We start from the raw sequence: 19,989 nt of genomic DNA on the forward strand, positions 1-19,989 counted from the left end.
TCCCTTTACCGCCATCCAATCAATCACTCCCCCAACCTCTGTGCCAATCCGGAATAACGCTCGGTCTTTTTCCGCACCGCTTGTGCCAGCAGGGCGCGATCGCCGTAGAGATCGAGTTTCGCCTTGGCGCGGGTGATGCCGGTATAGACCAGCTCGCGGGTCAGCAGCGGGCTGGGGCTGTCGGGCAACACCAGCACGGTATGGGCAAACTCCGAACCCTGGGATTTGTGGATGGTCATGGCGTAGACGGTCTCGTGGGGCGGCAAGCGGCTGGGCAACAGGGCGCGCAGGGTACCGTCCGGCTGCTCAAACCAGACCTTCAACCGGCCAGTTTCATCGGGCAGGCAGAGCCCCATATCACCGTTGTAGAGGCCGACGCCGTGATCGTTGCGCACCACCATCACCGGACGACCGGCATACCAGTCGCCATCGCGGGCAATCAGGCCTGCCCGTGACAGGGCCAGTTCGAGCCGCTCGTTAAGTCCCAGCACGCCGAACGGGCCATCGCGCAGGGCGCAGAGGATCTGGAAGCTGTTGAATGCCTTGAACACGGCGGCGGGCGCCTCCCCCGCGCGGGCCGCCTTAAGATAGGCTCCGTAACCGGCCACCCCCTGGGCAATCAGGGCGTCGTAGGCCTCCCCGGCCCAGGGGTGCAGGCTGATATCGGCAAAGCCCATGCCCCAGACTGATTCCACCGCCGTGGCATCGCCGCTGTTGCAGGCGCGCGCCAGCTGGCCAATGCCCGAATGCTGATCAAAGCGCCAGCTCTTGGCCAGCAGACAGAGGCTGTCACGCACCGGCGCCCCCGCGGGCGCGCCCTGCAAGCGGTAGCCGGTCTGGCGGGAGAGCCAATCAGCCTGCGCCGGACTGATGCCCTGCTCAATAAAGCTGCAGATATCGCCGAGCACGGCCCCCGCCTCCACCGAGGCGAGCTGATCCTTGTCACCAAGCAGGATCAGGCGGGCGTGGCTCGGCAGTGCATCGAGCAGGCGCGCCATCATCGGCAGGTCAACCATGGAGGCCTCATCCACCACCAGCAAGTCGAGGTGCAGCGGGTTGCCCGCGTGGTGGCGGAACTGGCTGCGCCCCGGAATGACCCCGAGCAGCCGGTGCAAGGTGCCCGCCTCGGTGGGGATCGCCTCCACCCACTCGGGGGGCAGATCGAGGGCCTGCAGGGCAGAACCGATACTCTCGGTCAGGCGCGCCGCCGCCTTGCCGGTGGGGGCCACCAGCCGGATCGCCGGGGCCTTGCCCGCTTGCAGGCCGGTCTCCACCAGAATGGCGAGCAGTTTCGCCACAGTCGTGGTCTTGCCGGTGCCGGGGCCGCCGGAGATCACCGCAAAGGGGCGCGCCGCCGCGGTGGCCGCCGCCAGCTTCTGGCCGTTGCAGCAGAGCGCCTCGGGCACCAGCGCATCCAGTTTGCTCAAGTCGCTCGCCGCCTGGGCGCTGGCCAGCAGTGCCTCGATGGCGGGCCAATCCACCTCGCTCGGGAACACCAGATCCAGATACTTTTCGATAAAGTGGCGGGTAGAGAAGTCGGGGGCGAGGCGGGCCTTGAGCAGCGCCGCGAACACCAGCCCGTAGTCGCGGGCAAACAGCCGCGACAGGGCCGGGGCTATCTCCGGCCATTCGGCGCGCTCACTCAGGGCGCGCAGATGGCGGGCCACCCCCAGTTCAAAATCGTGGTAGCGGGTGAGATAGAGCCGCCCGTGCCACAACCGCAGCGGCCAGCGCGGGGCGAGCCCGTCATCCTGCTCACAGCCAACCAGCGGGCTTGCCGCAAACAGGGCGGGCCAGCGGGCAGGATCCGCCAGATCAGCCAACAGATCCCGGCTCTGCTGGGGATCCAGCCCGAACGGGCGCAGGGATCCGGCAGTCAACATTTCAAGCGGCAAACAGACATGGCCGCGCCCCAGCTCGAAGCAGGCGAGCGCCGCCCCCAGCACCAGCTCGGGGCTGCCGCCAAGATCGGCCACCAGCCGGGCAAATTGCAGATCCAGCTGGCGGATGCGGCCAGCCAGCGCCAGTGTTTTGAGCCGTTCAACCATCATTGCGCTGGCTGCGGTGCTGATCATGGTGCCGCTCATGCCTCTACCTCGTTCAATGCTTGAGATCCCGCTGCTGGCAGCTCACTGCCTTCGCGAAACAACTTATCCAGCCCCAGCACCAGTTCACGGCTCGGGCGGGTATGGAAAATGCCCCCCTGCGGCATGCCGCGCAGGAACAGATAGAAGACCCCGCCAAAGTGCTGCTCGAAGTCGTAGCCCGGCAAGCGCAGGGTGAGCAGCCGGTGCAGCGCCAGCGAGTAGAGCTGGTATTGCAGGTCGTAGCGGTGCTCGGCCATCGCCCGCTCCAGCGCCGGACGGTTGTAATCGGCCGGGCTCATGCCGAGGTGGTTTGATTTGTAGTCGAGCAGATACCAGCGCCCCTGCCACTCGAACACCAAGTCGATAAAGCCCTTGAGCATCCCCTGCACGGTGGCAAAGCTGAGCGGTTTGTTGCCCCGCGACAGCGGGTCATGCTGCTGGCAGAGGGCGGTCAGCGCCGGGGCCGTCACCCGCCCCATGGGCAGGAAGAACTCCAGCTCCACCTGTTTGCGCTCGGGCGCCAGCTCCCGTAGCCGCACCGGCTCGCCAAAGCCGGTATCGAGCGGAGTATCCAGCACAGCCTCCACCTGCTGTTGCAGCACTTGGGCCCAGCTTTCGTCGAAGCCGTCCTGCGCCAGCAAGGTGGCGATATGCTCTGCCAACGGTTCTCCCGCGGCGCTTTGAAAGTCGATGGTCTCGAACAGGCTGTGCAGCAAGGTGCCGGGGCGCGCCCCTTTCGGGAAGGTGAAGATGGAGGGCTGGGGCGCCTCCTCCGGTTGCTCGGAAGCCAGCGCAGCCGCCTCGGTGACGACCTCGTCATCGAAGCCGGGATTGGCCAAGACCCCCTTGCTGTGACCATGACCCTGCGCCGCCAGCCCCGAGTAGGAGCTGATCCACCAGTCCCGCTCAAGGGAACCGCTAAAGTGGCGCACCTGCGGCTCGCCCAGCTGCTCTTCCTCTGGCGGCAGCGGGGCCGGACGGGTGAGCGAGGGCTCACCGACGGCCACCCCGGGCAGCGCCTGTGACAGCTCGGTCAGAGCGGTCGCCAGCGTCTGCGCATCCCCCTCCTCGCCCTTTTGCAGCAGGTAGCCGATGGCGGTGTGGTGCAGGTCGGTCTTCTCCGACTTGCCTGCTCCCGCCCGCACCGGTGCCAGCCCCAGCCAGGTGGCGTAAACGCCCCGGGTCAGCGCCACATAGAGCAGCCGCAGATCTTCGGCAAGGCGCTCCCTGTCCGCTTCGGCGAGCGACGAGTCGGCGCCGGTCAGATCGAGAATGGTGCGATTGCCCGCCTCGTCCGCCTCGTGATAGAGCGGGGTCTCGGCGGTTCTGTGGCTGCAGATAAAGGGCAGGAACACCAATGGATATTCCAGCCCCTTGGATTTGTGGATGGTGACGATCTGCACCAGCTTGCGCTCGGATTCGAGCCGCAGTACCTGCTCAGCATCCTGCCCGTTGGGGCGGCTCACCGCCTCCCCCAGCCAGCGCAGCAGGGCATATTCGCCATCCAGCTCGCTGCTCACCTGTTGCAGCAGCTCGCCAAGATGGAGGAAGTTGGTCAGCCGCCGCTCGCCATAAGGGCTCGCCAAAAGAGAAGAGGCGAGATTGCGCCGGTGCAGCAGGGCCCGCAGCATCGCCAGCACGCCACGGCGGTGCCAGATCTTGCGGTACTCCATAAACTCCTGCACCGCGCTCTCCCACGCCCGCTCGTCGCTGGCCAGTCCATCGAGCGCCTTGGCGTCCAGATCAAACAGGCCGGTGGCGAGCGCCGCCCGCAGGCTGCGCTCTTCGCTCGGGTTCTGGCAGGCGTGCAAAATCAGCAGGATCTCCCGCGCCTCCGTCTGCTCCAGCACGCTCTCGCGGTTCGACAGATAGACTGAGGCGATGGCGAGGCGCGCCAGCTCCTGCTGCACCAGCTTGCCCTCTGCGCCGGTGCGCACCAGCACGGCGATATCCCCGGCCTTGACCGCCTTGTCGCCGATCAGCGCCTTGCCCTCGCGGGCCAGCGTCAGCAGACGATGGATCTCGGCGGCGGTGGCGCGGGCCATCTTGCTCTGGTAATCCCCCCGATTGAAGGTGGGCTGGCCGGTCAGCTGCCAGCAGTGGAGCACCGGCGCGGTGGCACCATCGAGCAGCAGCGCCTTGCTCTTGCCCTGCGCCTCTACCGGCAGGAAGGGGATATCCGCTTCGTAGATAAAGGGATCCTTGGCCCGTTCGAACAGGCCATTGACCGCCCCCACCAGCGCACTGCTGGAGCGCCAGTTGCGCCCGAGGGTGTAGTGGGCGCTCACATTTCGCCGCGCCTGAATGTAGGTAAAGATGTCGGCGCCGCGAAAGCCGTAGATGGCCTGCTTGGGGTCACCGATCATCAACAGCGCCGTGTCGCTATGGCCGCCGTAGAGGCGATGGAAGATGCGGTACTGCTGGGGATCGGTATCCTGAAATTCGTCGATCATCGCCACCCGATAGGTGGCGCGAATGCGCTCGCAGAGCCTCTCGCCAAGGCTGGAGCCAAGCGCCCCATCGAGGTCTTTCAGCAGGTCATCGAACGAGAGCTGATGGGCTTGGCGCTTGCTGGCCTGCATCCGGCTGCGCACCACTTTGGCCGCCCGTTGCAGGATCAGATCCCGAATGCCGGGGCGGCTCGCCAGCAGCTGGTCGATCTGGCTGAACAGCGGCAGGGTCGGCACGGCGCCCCCCTTCTTGAGGTTCTCCTCCAGCACCGTCTGGCCGAAGCGCTCCAGCTCCTTGGGGATGGCGTAGCCACTGCTCTCGTCCTGCGCCCAGTCGGCTATCTTGGCAAGCCACCCTTCGTAGTTCTTGCCGGTGTAGCGGCTGATCTGGCCGTCTGTCTGGCGGCGGATCTCGTCCACCTGCGCCAGCCATTCACTCTTCACCGCCGCGATGCGGCTCATGGCCGCCTGATGGCGGGTGGCGAGGGTCTCGTCCCCCAGCGCGGGGTGGATCTCCAGCTCGCTGTTGTCGAGCCAGCTGCCCATCTCCCGCAGCAGGGCGGCGGGGCTTGGCCAGAGCGCGCGCACGGCGCTGGCGAGGGCTTTATCCACCGGATAGAACTCGGCTCGCCAGTAGTCGCTCACCGCCTGCAACCTGAGCTGGCTATCGTCGGTAAGAAATTCGGTTTCAAAGAGGGCGCCCGACTCGAAGGCGTTCTGCTTGAGCATCCGCTGGCAGAAGCCGTGGATGGTAAAGACCGCCGCCTCGTCCATCTGCCGCTCGGCGGCCAGCAGGCGACGGGCCGCCAGCTCGTGATCCTCCACCTCGGCCAGCAGCATGTTCAACAGAGCGTCACGGCTATGGCCGCGCATAAAGGCGAGGCGCGCCTCGTGGATGCGGCCACGGATCCGTCCGCGCAGCTCGGCGGTGGCCGCTTCGGTAAAGGTCACCACCAGAATTTCGGTCACCGAGAGCGGCCGCTCGTGGGCGCTCGGCTGACCAGAATCGGCCCCCTCTTCGATGAGCGGGCCGTGGCCCAGCAGCAGGCGCAGGTAGAGACCAGCGATGGTGTAGGTCTTGCCGGTACCGGCGGAGGCTTCGATCAGTCGTTCACCATGGAGGGGAAAACGCAATGTATTGAGCGGGTTAGCCATTATTTCAGCTCCTCCAGGGTCTTAAGCAGCGGGGTCAGGTGTTCGCGGGCCAGCGCCTGCAACTGCCCCAGCACCTCGTCATCGAGTTCGGGGAAGCAGCGGGCGACGTAAACGTCTTGCCCCTCCCCATTGATCATCCAGCCGCCGTTGAAACGGGTGAGAGCCGCCTTGTCGGCCGCCTCCGGCTTGTCGGGATCCTTCTCGATCGCCTTGAGCCAATCCCATGCGGTGTTGGGGAAGAACGGCAGCGGCCGCTTCATCCCCTGCGCCCAGCACGCCACCAGCGCCGCCAGCTTGGGGCGCGCCTCGTCGGCAGCAAGAGCAGGCAGTCGCAGACTCTGTTTGGCATCGAACAACAGGGTGTCGCCGGGGGCGCCACTCAATGAGAGGCAGAGGTGCTGGATCCAGCCCAGCAGCAGATCCTTGCCGTTGAAGCTGCCGGGTTTGACCACCAGCAAGCGCCCCTTCTGAGTGTCGATCCACCCTTGCAGCTGGCCCTGAGTGAGGGAGATATCGATCTCCACCGCCTGTTTTTCTGACTCATTGGCCGCAACCCATGGCCGCAGCCGATCCGCCAGCTTGCCCATCTCGGCATCCAGATCGTCCAGCAGCAGGCTGCCGAACCACCCTTGCGGCAGCAGGCCGGTGAGCTGCAACCGCTCGCGACGCTCGGTACTTTCACCTTCCGCCAGATGGGCATCGAGCAGCAGATCTTTCAGCTGATAATGTTGCAGGCCATCCAGCTCGAACGGCTCGCTGTCCTCGATGTTGGCTTCGTTCAGCTCAAACCACACCTTGAGGCGACGGTTGAGGAAATATTTGGTGGGCTGGCGATAGAAGCGCAGCAGCTCCGCCAGCTCCAGCCCCTGCTCCTTGCCCCATTCGGGCGGGAGAGGCAGCTCGCCGCTCTGGAAGTTGGCCGCGCCGCGCACCGGATTGAGAGCGGGCAGCCAGTCGGCGGCATAGGTAAAGAGGCGTGAACCCGCCGCCGGGTAGAAGTAGTCGCGACTGTAGGGGGTGAGCGGGTGCGCCACCATCAGGTGGTTAAGCAACCGCTTGCCGGAAGTTTCGTCGTCCAGATCCTCATCCCCCGCCAGCACAAAGCCCTGCCGCACATAGTCGATCAGCTCCGCCAGCAGCACCGACGGCACCTTGTCGCTGTTGTCCTGCGCGCTGAAGCCCTGATAGCTGATATAGAGCCCCTGCTGGGCGCTGAGCAGCGCCTCAAGGAAGAGGTAGCGGTCATCATCGCGACGGGAGCGATCCCCACGCCGGCCCGCCACCGCCATCAGGTCGAACCCCATGGGGGCCAGGGTGCGCGGGTAGACGCCGTCATTCATGCCGAGCAGACAGACCTGCTTGAAGGGGATGGAGCGCATCGGCATCAGGGTGCAGAAGTTGACCTGACCGGCGAGGAAGCGCTGGCTGGAGCGGGACTCTCCCAGCACGCTGCCGAGGTAGTCCTGCAACAGATCGGCGGTGATGGGCTGCTCGAAGCGGGCCTCGCCAAGCCGGGTCTGCCACTCGGCCAGTTGGCTGCGAATGAGCTGGAGCTGACGCTCTTCATCCTCGTCGGCCAGATAGAAGCGCTCCAGCAGCGCCAGCAGGCAGGCGTTCCAATCGGCCAGCGGCTGCGCCTGTTGCAGGCGGGGCAGGAATTCTGCCAGCGAATCGACAAACCAGGCGAGCTTGCCGAGTGCCAGCCCCTGCTGACCCTCGATGTCGGCGTAGGGCAAGATGCCCGCCACCGGCTCGCCATCCCCCATGGCGAAGCCGAGCAGCATGCGGCGCAGGCCGAACAGCCAGCTGTTGCCGGACATGGGCGGCAGATCGAAACGGACGGGGTAGCTGTCATCCAGCCCCCAGCGGATGCCGGTCTCCTGCACCCAGACCCGCAGCTGGTTGAACTCGTCGTCATCCAGCTCGAAGCGGCGCAGCACGGCGGGCACCTCGAGAATGGCGAGCAGCTCCCCCGCCCCGAAGCGGGCGTTGGGCAGCCTGAGCAGGGCGAGGAAGCTTTGCAGCAGCGGGCTCTCCTGACTCGCAGCCCGATCCGAGACCGCAAACGGGATCTGACCGCGCGCGCCAAACACCGCCTGAATATAGGGGCCGTAGCTGTTCACATCCGGCATCATCACCACCACGTCTTTCGGGGTGAGGGACGGGTCCTGCTCGAACAGCGCCAGCAGCCGGTCGTGCAGCACCTCCAGCTCCCGCATCGGGCCGTGGCAGGCGTGGATCTGCAAGGATCCATCCGCCGGGCTGATGGGGCTCTTGTGGTGGCTGCTGTCGAGATCGAACTGACCGGCGCCCCGTTCGGCCAGCTCCAGCACATCCTTCTGGATGGCGCGCAGCAGGCTGACATTGCCTTTGCCATCCACCTCGTCGATATCGACGAAGGCCTCGATTTGCGGCACCTCCAGCTCCATCAGCTGGTGCAGGTAGTCGCGCCCCAGCTTGCCCATGGAGGCGAGCAGCGGGTTGGCGGGGCCCTGCAATGTCTCGATATCGGTGCCGGGTTTGAGCTTGTTTTCGAGGCGCGCCAAGGTCTTGCGATCCAGCAGATCCCCCCAGTAGTAGCGGCAGGGGTTGGTGACGAACAGATGTACCTCCACCTCCGGTCGGCTACCGAGGGCCAGCAGCGCCTCCACATAGCGCGGCGGCAGCGCCGAGATGCCAAACACGAAGACCCGCTGCGGCAGCTTGCCCGGCAGATCGGCGGTACGCGCCAGCTCGTGGATAAACTCCTCGTAGAGGTTGGCACGGTGGTAACCGCTCGGAGAGAGCGCCAGGGTGCGAGCCACCAGCTCGCGCCACAGCTCCGGCTGCCAGTCCTGACCGCTCACCCCGGCCAGCTCCTGACTCAATCCTTCCCCCTCTTCCCAGCGGGCGATCCAGTCCGGCCGGTAGACCAGATACTGGTCAAAGAGATCCGCCACCTTCTGGCAGAGCTGCCACAACCGCACCTGCTCGGGATCCTGGGCAGGATCCACCTCATCTCCCCCGCCCAGATAGGCGGCGAGCGGGGCAAAGGCGGGGCGCTCCAGCAAGGCGGGCAGAATGGTCATCAGCTGCCAGCTCATGGAACCCTTGTTGTAGGGACTCTGACGCGGCACATCCGCCAGCACCCGGGTGAACATCTCCCAGATAAAGCTGGCGGGCAGCGGAAAGTCGATATTGGCAGCGATGCCGAACGCTTTGGCCAGCTCCAGCTTGAGCCACTGGGCCATGCCCGGGCTCTGCACCAGGATCTGCTCCCGATCGAAGGGGTGAGAGAGAGGGGCCTGCCGGATGCGGCTCACCAGCAGTTCTTTGAGCAGATCCAGCTGATTGGAGTGGTAGAGGGTAAACATGAGCAATTCCCGCCTGTGGATGAGAGGGGGCGAGGGAAAAGGCGAGCCATTTCCGTCACTTCACAAGAGTGAGAATTGTCGGGGATCGAGGGGGAAGATGCAAAAGGCTCTTGTGGCCAGCAGGCGGGTAAACCGCCGAACCATGAGGGGCGCCGCAGATTTGACGCGCCGCCTCACCTATCCGGAAAACGCAGACAGAAAAAAGCCGGTGCAGTTGCACCGGCCAAAAAGCATTGGAAAACTTGACTCTTCAGGGCATTACCAGTTTTTGCCGAGACGGGCATCCAGACTGAAAGCCCCTGCTCCGGCCGCCGCCAGCGCCAGGAAACCACCGGCAACGGAGACGTTCTTCATAAACATCAGCATCTGCATCTGTTCTGCAGGCTGATAATGGAAAATAAAGGCAGCCATCAGGGTGAAACCGGCCAGCAGCACGGAGAGGCTGCGGGTAAAGAGACCCAGCACGACGGCAAGGCCACCACCCAGCTCAAGCAGGATCACCAGCGGCAACATAAAGCCCGGCACACCCATCGCTTCCATATAGCCCTGAGTACCGGCATAGCCGCCGATCTTGCTCCAGCCCGCCATTACGAACATCAGCGCCAGCAGTACACGACCCGCCAGCAGCGCTACATCTTTCATCTTGTCCATTTCATATTCCTCGTTTGTGTCACATCACCGCTGACTGCTTCAGGGTAGGTCAAATAACAGGGCTTGGCTGGCACTGGTCGCAACCAGCTCCCACCGGTATTCATCACGACTGAGTACCCCGTCGCCGGGTCGGGCAGCCAGACCGTTGGCGGCAAGCGTACCTGAAATCATCTGCAGGTAACCGTGTCGGCCAGCCAGTGCCCATTCGAGCGTCTCGCCCGGGGCCAGTTCCAGCCGCCATACGCGGGCCTGTTGGCGGATCCGCAGCGATCCCGCCTCGCCATCCGGTGACGCTACCAGCGTCATGCCCGGTCTGGACTCGATCTTCTTCTGCTGATACCCGGGTGGCGTGCCGAACTCGTTCGGCTCGATCCAGATCTGCAACAGGGAGAGGGGTTCCGTCTGCGAGGGGTTGTACTCGCTGTGGCGGATCCCGCTACCTGCACTCATCAGCTGGAAATCCCCTGCCGGGATCTGCTCGGCATGGCCGAGGCTGTCCTTGTGCTCTATGGTGCCTTGCAGCACGCAGGTGAGGATCTCCATATTGGCGTGAGGGTGGGTGGCGAATCCGCCACCCGGCGCAACCAGATCCTGATTGATCACCCGCAGTACCGAGTGTCCCATCCACTCCGGGTCATAGTAGTGACCGAAGGAGAAACTGTGGCGCGCGTCCAGCCAGCCAAAGTTGGCCTTGCCCCGCGCTTCTGCGGCTCTCAATTGCATCATGGTCTGCTCCTCATCTACCGGGACGGTTGATTAACGCTGTTTGCCGCTACCGATACCGAACGGAATACGGTATTCGCTGCTCTGGTCAGCCAGGCTGACGGTCAGGTTGCCCTGGGTACGGCTTGGGATCCGTACCTGCTGGGTGCCAGTCAGGTTGGCGTGGACTGATGCCAGCAGATCGCCAGACTCGTCACGCACTTCCAGCATCGGATTGGCTTTGCCATCCATTGCGGCAGTGGCGTTCCAGTTCACAAACAGCACGCCGGGCATGGCATTGAAGTCAGCCGGTACGGAAGCTTGGGCGAAACCTGTGGTCATCAGGCCTGCAACGGCCAGCATCTTGATTACGTTTTTCATGTTCATTCACTCTCTTGTTTTATATGTCATTGCCAAGGCCTTTTCGGCCAGAATCAATGCATCCATGCAAGAGGTTATTCAAATAGTGTGTTGTTCTTTCACCGACATCAGACAGACCGATTTGGTGTGTCACAGTGCGGAACTACCCGCATATTTGGCCGCTCGACGTTCCTGCCTAAGCGTTGATTGAATATTAAAGTGACATGACCTAACTTGTTAGCGAGATAAACTGGCAAACATATTCAAAAAAATTGAAGGTGAGGAATGGCCAAGGAATCGAACAAGGAGCGGGCGCTGACCCTGGAGGCAATCCGGGTGCTGGATGCCATCGACCGCCGCGGCAGCTTTGCGGCGGCGGCCGACGAGCTGGGCAAGGTGCCCTCGGCATTGAGCTATACGGTGCAGAAGCTGGAAGACGAACTGGATGCCATGCTGTTTGACCGCAGCGGCCACCGCACCAAGTTCACCCCGGCGGGGCGCATGCTGCTGGAGCGCGGCCGGGTGCTGCTGGAGGCAGCCGAGCATCTGGTGGGAGAGACCCGGGCGCTGGCCCGTGGCTGGGAGACCGACATCACAGTCGCCGTCGATGCACTGGTCCCGGTGCAGGCCCTCTACCCCTTGGTGGAGAAGCTGGCCGAGCAGACCGATACCCGACTGCGGCTGCGGGCCGAGGTGCTGGCGGGTAGCTGGGAGTGTCTGGAAGATGGTCGCGCCGACCTGCTTATCTCCTCCATCAACCCCGACATCATGATGACCGGCATCAAGCATCAGGTGATCAAGGACGAGGTGATGCTCTACGTCGCACATCCCGCTCACCCGCTACATCAGGAGCCCGAACCCTTGGCCGACGAGACCCTGCGCCGCTACCGCGCCATCGCCGTCGCCGATACCGCCCTGCGCAAGCCGGTGCTCACCTACCGCCTGCTCGACAAGCAGCCGCGTCTCACTGTCAGCACCATGACGGAGAAACGGGATGCCCTGCTGGCAGGGATCGGCGTCGGTACCATGCCACAGAGCTGGATTGAGGAGGACATCCGGGCCGGACGACTCAAGGTGATCAGCCCCGAATATCGCCATCAATTGCAGGTGGTGCTGGCCTGGCGGCGAGACACCATGGGCAAGGCCAAAAGCTGGCTGGTGCGGGAGATACCAAAACTATTTGCAACTGGTGAGAAATGAGATCCAGTTAACAGAAATGTTAATTGCATGCCTCACTTGACGCCCAATATCTTTGCTGATTTCATAGCCGCCTCATTGAACCCATGGAAGCTGTAGAAAATGAAAAAGAGTTTGCTGGTTGCCCTCACCACCCTGCCCCTGTTTGCCAATGCCGGCCTGATGGACTCGCTGACCGACAGCGTCACCAGCAGCGTCAAGGATGCGGCCAGCACTGCCGTATCCGGTGCCATGGACAGCGCATCCAACGAAGCCATCAAAAAGGCACTGGATATCAAGGAAGGCGGCTCCAACAAGCAGGCAGTCAAAGATAAGCTGGGCGCTCCTGCCTCTACCAAGACCGAGGCCAGTCTGGAAGTGTGGACCTATGATCTGGATGCCCTGAAGAAGGCCTCTCCGCTGCTGGCAGAAACCACCAAGACCCTGCTGAAAGATACCGACGCCGCCAAGAAAAACGTGGTCATCAAGTTCGAAGGCGAAACCGTCAAGAAAGTAGACCTGAGCGACAAGGCTCAGGGCTAAGTTCGCTCGTCCGGTGGAGTGGGCTGCACACTCGCACCGACGCAGATAGCAAGAGGGGGGAGCATCAGGCTCCCCTCTTTTATTGGCAATCACCAGCGTTCAACCAATCTGCTGCTCAACGCAGTAAGCGCAAAAAGGGTGGCCTCGGCCACCCTTGGGTTGATAACAGCTGGCGCTGTTACTGGTTCGCTTCGGCGAACTGCTTCATCGCTTCGGCGTGCTTGGTCATACCGGCGGCACGCTCGTTGAGCTTCTTGATGAACTCCGCCTTCTTGGCAGGATCCTCGATGCGATCATAACGTTGCTGCAAGTTGGCCTGGATCTGCTCCGGGGTCATGTTCTGCATACGAGCCATCTTGTCGTGGCGACCACCGTGGTGTTTACCACCCATCATGCCACCACCGTCCATCGGGCAATCCACCATGGCGCCGGGCTGGCCGGTGGGGGCCGCTTCACTGGCAGCATAGGCACCCAGCGGCAGGCCAAGGATCAGGGTGGCGGTCAGCAGGGTTTTGGTCAGCTTTTTCATGGTCTATCTCCTGTAGGGATGATTCTGGTTCGGCGCTCTTGCCTTGCCCTCAAGTAAACACCCTATCGGTGTCTGAACTTTGCCAGCATCGCCCTTTTTTGTAGCAGAGTGTGGCATCGTGCGGATCTGGCACACTTTGACACAAACCGCCGTCCGGATTTTCGTATACTCGGGCCAACGCCAAGCAGGGGAGGTATTCATGAACCAGGGCAACACCCACATTCTGGTGGTCGACGACCACAGCGAGATCCGCGATCTCTTGAAACGCTTTCTGGAACAGCACGGCCTGCGGGTCAGCTGCGCCCGGGATGGCAAGGAGATGAAGCGACTGCTGGAGGAGCGGGAGTTCGACCTGCTGGTGCTGGATCTGATGATGCCGGGTGAAGATGGTCTGACCCTCTGCCGCGAGCTGCGGGTCAAATCGAACCTGCCCATCATCATGCTCACCGCCATGGGGGAAGAGACCGACCGCATCATCGGATTGGAGATGGGGGCCGATGACTATCTGGCCAAGCCCTTCAACCCGCGCGAGCTGCTGGCGCGGATCAAGGCGGTGATGCGCCGCACCCAGGCCGAGACACAACCTGCCGCTGACACCCTGACCCGGGATCTGCGCTTCGATCGCTGGCTGCTCGACGTCAATCGTCGGGAGCTGGTCGATGAGGATGGGGTGGGCCTGAGCCTCTCCACCGCCGAATTCGATCTGCTCAAGGTGTTTCTCGAGCGACCGCAGCGAGTGCTGAGCCGGGATCAACTGCTGGACCTGGCCCGTGGCCGCGAGGCGGTGGCCTTCGATCGCGCCATCGATACTCTGGTGAGTCGACTGCGCCGCAAGCTGGAGCGGGATCCCAAGAATCCGGAGCTGATCAAGACCATCTGGGGTGGCGGCTATATGTTCTCCGCCGACGTGACGCAGGCATAAGCGGTGACCTTTTTGAAACGACTGTGGGCAAAAATATGGCCCAAGGGGCTGACAGGCCAGATCATTCTGGTGGCGCTGGCAGGGCTGATCCTGATCCAGCTGCTCAGTATCCAGATCTACCGCTCGGATCGGGAGGAGGCGCTCGGCTTCGTCAACAGCCGCAACGCCATGCAGCGGATCATCTCGGTGGTCAGGCTGCTCTCTCTATCACCCCCATCTCTCTATGACGAGATCCTCAAGGCGAGCCGCAGCGAAACCCTGCTGCTGCGCCTCTCAGACGAGCCACTGCAACCGGATAATCGCAGCCCCCGCTTCGAGCAGCTGGTGCGCTCTCGGCTCGGCTACCCGCAGGGTCTCACCATAGAGATCAGCGCCGAGCTGAAAGAGGATGCCCAGCGCAGCAAAGCCTGGGAGCATCACGCCCGCATGATGCGGGATCGCAAGGGACCACCGCCCCCATCACGCGACATGCGGCTCTATGGCTCCATCGAACTGCCGCAGGGAGGTTGGCTGCAGTTCAGCTCACTGGTCGACAAGGAGGCGGGCAGCTGGTCGTGGCAAACCACCCTCAATCTTATGCTGGTCGCCAGTCTGGTGATCGGGCTGATGGTGCTGCTGTTTCGCCGTGCCACTCGCCCGCTCAAGCAGCTGGCAGGCAACGCAGATCGGCTCGGACGGGGCGAGGATATCGAGCCCTTGAAAGAGGAGGGGCCGACCGAGATCCGCGAATCGATTCAGGCCTTCAACCGGATGCACACCCGGCTCGACCGCTTCGTGCAGGACAGAACCCGAATGCTGGCGGCCATCTCCCACGATCTGCGCACCCCCATCACCAGCCTGCGGCTGCGTACCGAATTTCTGGCCGATAGCGAGGACAAGGAGCGCATCCAGCAGACCCTGCAACAGATGGAGCAGATGCTGGCCGCGACCCTCAGCTTTGCTCGCGAGGAGGGGCAGCAGGAGGCCACCCGCGAGCTGGATCTGGTCAGCCTGCTGGTCAGCCTGTGCGATGACTATGCCGATACCGGCCAGCCGGTCACCTGTCTGGCGGAGGGCAAAGAGGTCTACGCCTGCCGGGCCAACACCCTGCGCCGGGTGCTGCAGAACCTGATCGGCAACGCCATCAAATATGCCGGCAGCGCCGAAGTGTCGCTGGAGCGACGCAAGGAGGAGCTGTTGATCCGGGTCTGCGACAACGGGCCAGGGATCGATCCTGCGCGGCTGGAAGATGTGTTCAAACCCTTCGTACGGCTAGACGAAGCGCGCAACACCGAGTCCGGCAGCGTGGGGCTCGGGCTCTCCATTGCCCGCACCCTGGTCCATCAGCACGGCGGCGAACTGACCCTGCTCAATCGGCCACAAGGTGGGCTGGAGGCGCGGATCAGCCTGCCGCTGTAAGTAGTCACTCTATCCGCCGACCTTGTCATGGCGCCGTTTACATCATGCAAACTTCATCATTTGAGCGCTTGTTCTTCGATCAGAAAGGTGGTGATAATCGGTGACCACGGGACGGTATACGGCAACGGATTGGAGCAAGGATGGCCTCTTCCAGGACAGGAGTCATAGTCAGTATCGGATGGGGGCTCCTGCTGCTCGCCCTTGCCCTGCCTGCCTGGGCCAAAGCCCCGGAAGAGCCGATCATCATTACCAACTCCAAAGCCTGGCAGCCCTTCTCCTATATCAATGAGTCGGGCCAGCCGGATGGCCTGCTGATCGATTTGTGGCGTGAATATGCCCGGGTGACCGGCCAGAAGATCGAGTTCAGGCTGGTCGACTGGCAGGGCTCCCTCGACCTGCTCCATGAGGGGAAAGCGGATGTTCACGCCGGACTGCTCTGGTCACCGGAGCGGGACAAACTGTTCGACTATGGCCGGCCTCTCGCCCAGCTCGACTCCCAACTCTTCTTCTCGAGCGAATTGCGCGGCACCGATGTCCACTACTACCTGCTCCATGAAACGGTCGGTGTGGTAGCCGGTGGCTACGAGGAGTATTACGCCAGACGCTACTTCCCCGGCACCAGACTGCAAACCTTCAATGACAATGACACCCTGCTGGCTGCGGCCTTCAAGGGTGAAGTGAAGGCCTTTATCGCCGATCTGCAGGTCGCCAACTTCTACATCTATACCTCGGACGATCCCACCCGCTTTATTCCGGTTCGCCACCTCTATACCGACCAGATCCGCTTTGCAGTGAAAAAGGGCGACCTTGCCCTGTTAAACCGGTTGGAAGAGGGGTTCGCCAAGCTCAAAGAGAGCGATCGGGAGCGGATCATCCGCAAATGGATGCATGTCGAAACCGTCTACCCCATCCATCTCGGCCCCTGGCTGCTGTTGGCCGGAGTGTTAATCATGGTGGCCTACATAGTGCAACTGCGCCGCGCTGTTGCCAGCCGTACCACCGAGTTGAGCCGCGCCAACGCCAGACTGGAGAAGCAGGCCAGTACCGACCCCCTGACCGGCCTGCTCAACCGACGGGCATTCATGCCTGCCATGGAGCAACGACTGGCAAGCGGGGAGCCCTGTGCTCTACTGCTGTTCGATGTGGATCACTTCAAGGAGACCAATGACCGCTTTGGTCATGGCATCGGGGATCTGTTGCTGGAAAAGCTGGCCACGACTGTGACGAACCTGTTACCCGAAGAGGCTCTGCTGGCTCGCATCGGCGGCGAGGAGTTTTGCCTGCTGCTGCCGTTGGCCACGCTGGCAGAGACAGAGCAGTGGGCCAAACGCCTCTGTCAGGAGTGCAATCAACAAACTCTGTACACCGACAATAGTGCAGTGACACTATCCATCAGCACCGGGGCAGTCTGGGTCGCCGCAGAGAGAGAGGCTGATGCCGAGCAGCTACTACGGCAGGCTGACGCCCTCATGTATCAGGCCAAGGGACTGGGGCGCAATACCTGGCAAGCCGCCCCCTATCAGGCATAGCCCTCTGACGGACGCGCAATAAAAACGGCCGCCATCAGAAGATGGCGGCCGCATGAGACGTTTCCTATCAGAAGTTGTAGGTCACGCCCAGGTTGTAGCGGCGACCATCCAACACAGTGCCATAGCTGCTGTAATCCACCGTCTTGTCGAACAGGTTGTAGACCCCTGCGGTCAGAGCCAGATGCTTGTTGGCCTTGTAGACCAGGCCCATGTCAAAGAAGGTGTAGGAAGGAGTCCCCTCCGCCATCTTGACACGGCTCAGGTACTCGGAGGTCTCGCCACGGAAGTTGACCCGTGACCAGAGGCTGAGATCCTCGGTGGTTTGCCAGTCAACACTGCCGTTGAACATGTGACGGGGCATCTGGTTGAGGGCATGACCCGCCAGTGGACCACTCTTCTGCTCGGACTGGGTAAAGGTGTAGCTGGAGCTGACCGACCAATCCTCGTTGATAGCCCAATCCATCATCCCCTCGACCCCGCGCATGTTCGCCTTGTCGACGTTGACCCGATCACTGATGAAGTCATAACTGTACCCATTGAGGGTACAGGCGGGATCACTCTTGCTGGTGCAGCGACGCACTTCGGAGATCTTGTTCTTGAAGTCGGTGTTGAACAGGGTAACCCCGGCGTTGAAACCCTGATGACCGTTCCACAGCAGACCGATCTCTTCACTCACGCTAGTCTCGGGTTTGAGGTCCGGGTTACCGACAAGCATACCATCCAGGCTGCCACCACCGGTGACCTGACCCCAGTTGGCCGCCGACATCCGCAAGTCAGGAGAGCGGTAACCGGTCGATACGCCTCCTTTCAGGGTCCAGCTATCATCCAGATGCCAGACGCCGTAGAGGCGCGGGCTCCAGTGAGAACCGTAGTTCTGGTCCCGATCCATGCGGGCGCCACCGGTCAGGGCAAAGCTGTCAGTGAGTGACCACTCATCCTCGACAAACATCGCCCAGCTCCAGCGGGTCAGCTGCTCGGCAGGGTTGGCCACTTTCAGGGTATTGCCCTGATCGTGCAGATCCTCATAGCGATACTGACCACCGACGCTCAGGTAGTGATCACCCAGAATAAACTGGGTATGGGTATCTGCGATGGTGTTGGTGAGCTCCATCTGGCGGCCGGGGTTGGTATTGATCTCCTGCTGCAGATAGCTGCTGGAAGAGCCGAAATCATACTGGCCATCATGGGTCAGCGCATAGTTGGTGCGCTCGTAGCGGTTAAGGCTATCTTTCGCCTTGGCAGCCAGCGAATTGCCGGCCGTGCGATCCCGATCCTGCAGACTGCGACTGACTTCCAGATCGAAGCGGTTATGGTCATCAGGCTTGAAACTGAGCACGGCCGTGCCACTGCGAGTCTCCTGCTCGGCAAAGCCCTGGGTAAATTTGTCTTCACCACGATGAGCGAGCTGTCCATTGAAGCGCAGCCCCAACACACCATCGATCAGTGAGCCTGCGGTATAGGCATCAGTCTGGAAGCTGTTGCCGGCATCCTTGTTTTCCTGGAAGGTCGAATCAGCATGAACCGAGCCCTGCCAGGCCAGACCGGTGGTCTTGCGGGTAATCACGTTGATCACCCCACCCATGGCATCTGAGCCATAACGGGATGACATGGGCCCACGGACGACCTCAATCCGCTCGATCGCCTGTAGCGGTGGCAACCAGCCTTGCTCGATACCGGGTCCATCGCTATTGGGCCGGGTACCACGGCTATCCACCTTTTTACCATCAACCAGCATAAGGGTGTATTTCGAGCCCATACCGCGAATACTGATATCGCTGCTGCTGCCACCGCCAGTCACTACCACACCTGGCACATCCTTCAAGGCATCGGTTACATCCCGATATGCCCGCTTCTCCAGCTGCTCGCGGGTAATCACAGAGATGGAGGCTGCAGAATCTTCGATCTTCTGCTGAAAGCCAGAGGCGGTGACGACCATCACCTCCTGCTCGGCAGCATAGGCTTGAGTCGCAAGAAGGGAGCAGATCAGCAAGGCAAGCTTGTTTGGTTTCACTGTTATCATGTTTTAGCCTGAACATTTTTTGTAGGAAGGTGACGTATTCCCTTACTTCACTCATTACAACGCTCGGCATCCGGCCAGGCGCGCATTAGAAAAGGCTCATTTGAAAAGCACTTTATTAATCAGCCCGCATTGTAACGACCCTGTCATGATCATTCAAACAATAATCATTATCATTTGAATCATGTAATATTCCTGCCGCAGAACAGCTCACTCTTGATAAGAAACTGTTTTAATGGAGTAAATCCATAAACAAACAAAGGGATTAGACAAACAAGTGGAAGCGATGACGTACCGTTGCAAGATGGCCTGATTTAATCCTCAAGCTCTATGGCCAAGATGGATGTGCCGCGATAAAGAAGTGGAAACAGTAACAAGAACGTCAACAGGGGAAGGTAGTGTCATCGCAGTGGGATGTCGGCAGCTCACCAGCAGGCTAAAAACACCAAAGCCCGGTCGTCAGACTGGGCTTGTGTTGGCTCTGGTGTGCAAATCTGTGGCTCTTATGAGCAAACCGCCCATAGCAAAAAGGCCTTCCCAATCGGGAAGGCCTTCAAATTAGTGGCGGAGCGGACGGGACTCGAACCCGCGACCCCCGGCGTGACAGGCCGGTATTCTAACCGACTGAACTACCGCTCCGCATTCGGTTAGCTTGCGCTAAATCATGTGCCGCTTCTTCTGAGGTGTCATCCTCGCAGCCAGCGTCGTGTCTTCACATCGCTGTTTAATTAGGTGCCTGGCAGTGTCCTACTCTCGCATGGCGAATGCCACACTACCATCGGCGCTACCGCGTTTCACTTCTGAGTTCGGCATGGGATCAGGTGGTTCCACGGCGCTATGGCCGCCAGGCAAATTCTTCAATCTTGGAAAGCTGACGTGAATAACGACTTGGCTAGTTGCTTGTCATTATCACTGAATTTGTAAGTAGTCCGCTTGGTATTTGCTACAAGCCTCAGAACACTTCTTGGGTGTTGTATGGTTAAGCCTCACGGGTAATTAGTACGGGTTAGCTCAATGCATCGCTGCACTTACACACCCCGCCTATCAACGTTGTGGTCTCCAACGGCCCTTTAGGACCCTCAAGGGGTCAGGGATGACTCATCTCAGGGCTCGCTTC

Annotated in this window: 13 protein-coding genes, 1 tRNA gene and 2 rRNA genes; 5 read left to right on the forward strand and 11 right to left on the reverse strand. The window is 61.6% G+C overall.

The window, feature by feature from the left end; all coding sequences use genetic code 11:
* Positions 1–23 precede the first annotated feature (23 nt).
* The 6 genes from recD to G5229_RS08040 form a co-directional block, all read right to left on the reverse strand.
* Positions 24–2,087, reverse strand: coding sequence for an exodeoxyribonuclease V subunit alpha (gene recD, locus G5229_RS08015; RefSeq protein ID WP_421208931.1), 2,064 nt, complete (start codon positions 2,085–2,087; stop codon positions 24–26).
* Positions 2,084–5,692, reverse strand: coding sequence for an exodeoxyribonuclease V subunit beta (gene recB, locus G5229_RS08020; RefSeq protein ID WP_421208932.1), 3,609 nt, complete (start codon positions 5,690–5,692; stop codon positions 2,084–2,086). Before recB ends, recD begins: the two co-directional genes overlap by 4 nt.
* Positions 5,692–9,045 carry an exodeoxyribonuclease V subunit gamma gene (recC, locus tag G5229_RS08025; RefSeq protein WP_421208933.1) on the reverse strand — a complete coding sequence of 1,118 codons (3,354 nt, stop codon included), beginning with the start codon at positions 9,043–9,045 and terminating at the stop codon, positions 5,692–5,694. The genes recB and recC overlap by 1 nt, the downstream gene beginning before the upstream one ends.
* Positions 9,046–9,303: 258 nt before the next feature.
* A complete protein-coding gene (locus G5229_RS08030; RefSeq protein WP_005342720.1) occupies positions 9,304–9,696 on the reverse strand; it encodes a DoxX family protein in 393 nt (130 codons plus the stop codon).
* Positions 9,697–9,735: 39 nt separating this feature from the next.
* Entirely contained in the window at positions 9,736–10,422 is a 687-nt protein-coding gene (locus G5229_RS08035) for a pirin family protein (protein ID WP_216952676.1), read from the reverse strand.
* Between the two features lie 30 nt (positions 10,423–10,452).
* Positions 10,453–10,785, reverse strand: a complete 333-nt coding sequence (locus G5229_RS08040) for a hypothetical protein (RefSeq protein WP_013723379.1) — start codon at positions 10,783–10,785, stop codon at positions 10,453–10,455.
* Between the two features lie 258 nt (positions 10,786–11,043).
* Here G5229_RS08040 and G5229_RS08045 point away from each other — a divergent pair, with 258 nt between their 5' ends.
* Entirely contained in the window at positions 11,044–11,958 is a 915-nt protein-coding gene (locus G5229_RS08045; protein ID WP_213390526.1) for a LysR family transcriptional regulator, read from the forward strand.
* 99 nt (positions 11,959–12,057) lie between these two features.
* A complete protein-coding gene (locus G5229_RS08050; protein WP_421208934.1) occupies positions 12,058–12,477 on the forward strand; it encodes a hypothetical protein in 420 nt (139 codons plus the stop codon).
* Positions 12,478–12,655: 178 nt separating this feature from the next.
* Here the strand turns inward: G5229_RS08050 and G5229_RS08055 are convergent, their stop codons facing one another.
* Positions 12,656–13,006, reverse strand: coding sequence for a hypothetical protein (locus G5229_RS08055; RefSeq protein WP_005355311.1), 351 nt, complete (start codon positions 13,004–13,006; stop codon positions 12,656–12,658).
* 199 nt (positions 13,007–13,205) lie between these two features.
* On the opposite strand from G5229_RS08055, the gene G5229_RS08060 reads away from it, so the two are divergent.
* The 3 genes from G5229_RS08060 to G5229_RS08070 all read left to right on the forward strand — a co-directional run bounded on the left by G5229_RS08060 (position 13,206) and on the right by G5229_RS08070 (position 16,855).
* Complete coding sequence (locus G5229_RS08060; protein WP_216979694.1) at positions 13,206–13,928, forward strand: response regulator; 723 nt, start codon at positions 13,206–13,208, stop codon at positions 13,926–13,928.
* A 33-nt stretch (positions 13,929–13,961) separates the two neighbouring features.
* Positions 13,962–15,326 carry an ATP-binding protein gene (locus G5229_RS08065; protein WP_371878966.1) on the forward strand — a complete coding sequence of 455 codons (1,365 nt, stop codon included), beginning with the start codon at positions 13,962–13,964 and terminating at the stop codon, positions 15,324–15,326.
* Between the two features lie 140 nt (positions 15,327–15,466).
* Entirely contained in the window at positions 15,467–16,855 is a 1,389-nt protein-coding gene (locus G5229_RS08070) for a sensor domain-containing diguanylate cyclase (RefSeq protein ID WP_323912296.1), read from the forward strand.
* 67 nt (positions 16,856–16,922) lie between these two features.
* Here the strand turns inward: G5229_RS08070 and G5229_RS08075 are convergent, their stop codons facing one another.
* The 4 genes from G5229_RS08075 to G5229_RS08090 form a co-directional block, all read right to left on the reverse strand.
* The gene (locus G5229_RS08075; RefSeq protein ID WP_421208935.1) at positions 16,923–18,875 is read right to left on the reverse strand and encodes a ligand-gated channel protein; all 1,953 of its coding nucleotides are present in this window, start codon (positions 18,873–18,875) and stop codon (positions 16,923–16,925) included.
* 559 nt (positions 18,876–19,434) lie between these two features.
* Positions 19,435–19,511 (reverse strand) — tRNA-Asp (locus G5229_RS08080).
* 95 nt (positions 19,512–19,606) lie between these two features.
* Positions 19,607–19,721: ribosomal RNA gene (gene rrf, locus G5229_RS08085) — 5S ribosomal RNA — on the reverse strand.
* Between the two features lie 126 nt (positions 19,722–19,847).
* Positions 19,848–19,989: ribosomal RNA gene (locus G5229_RS08090) — 23S ribosomal RNA — on the reverse strand; the annotation flags it as partial.

This window comes from Aeromonas sp. 602396 (genome assembly GCF_049173735.1).
Lineage (GTDB): Bacteria > Pseudomonadota > Gammaproteobacteria > Enterobacterales > Aeromonadaceae > Aeromonas > Aeromonas veronii_A.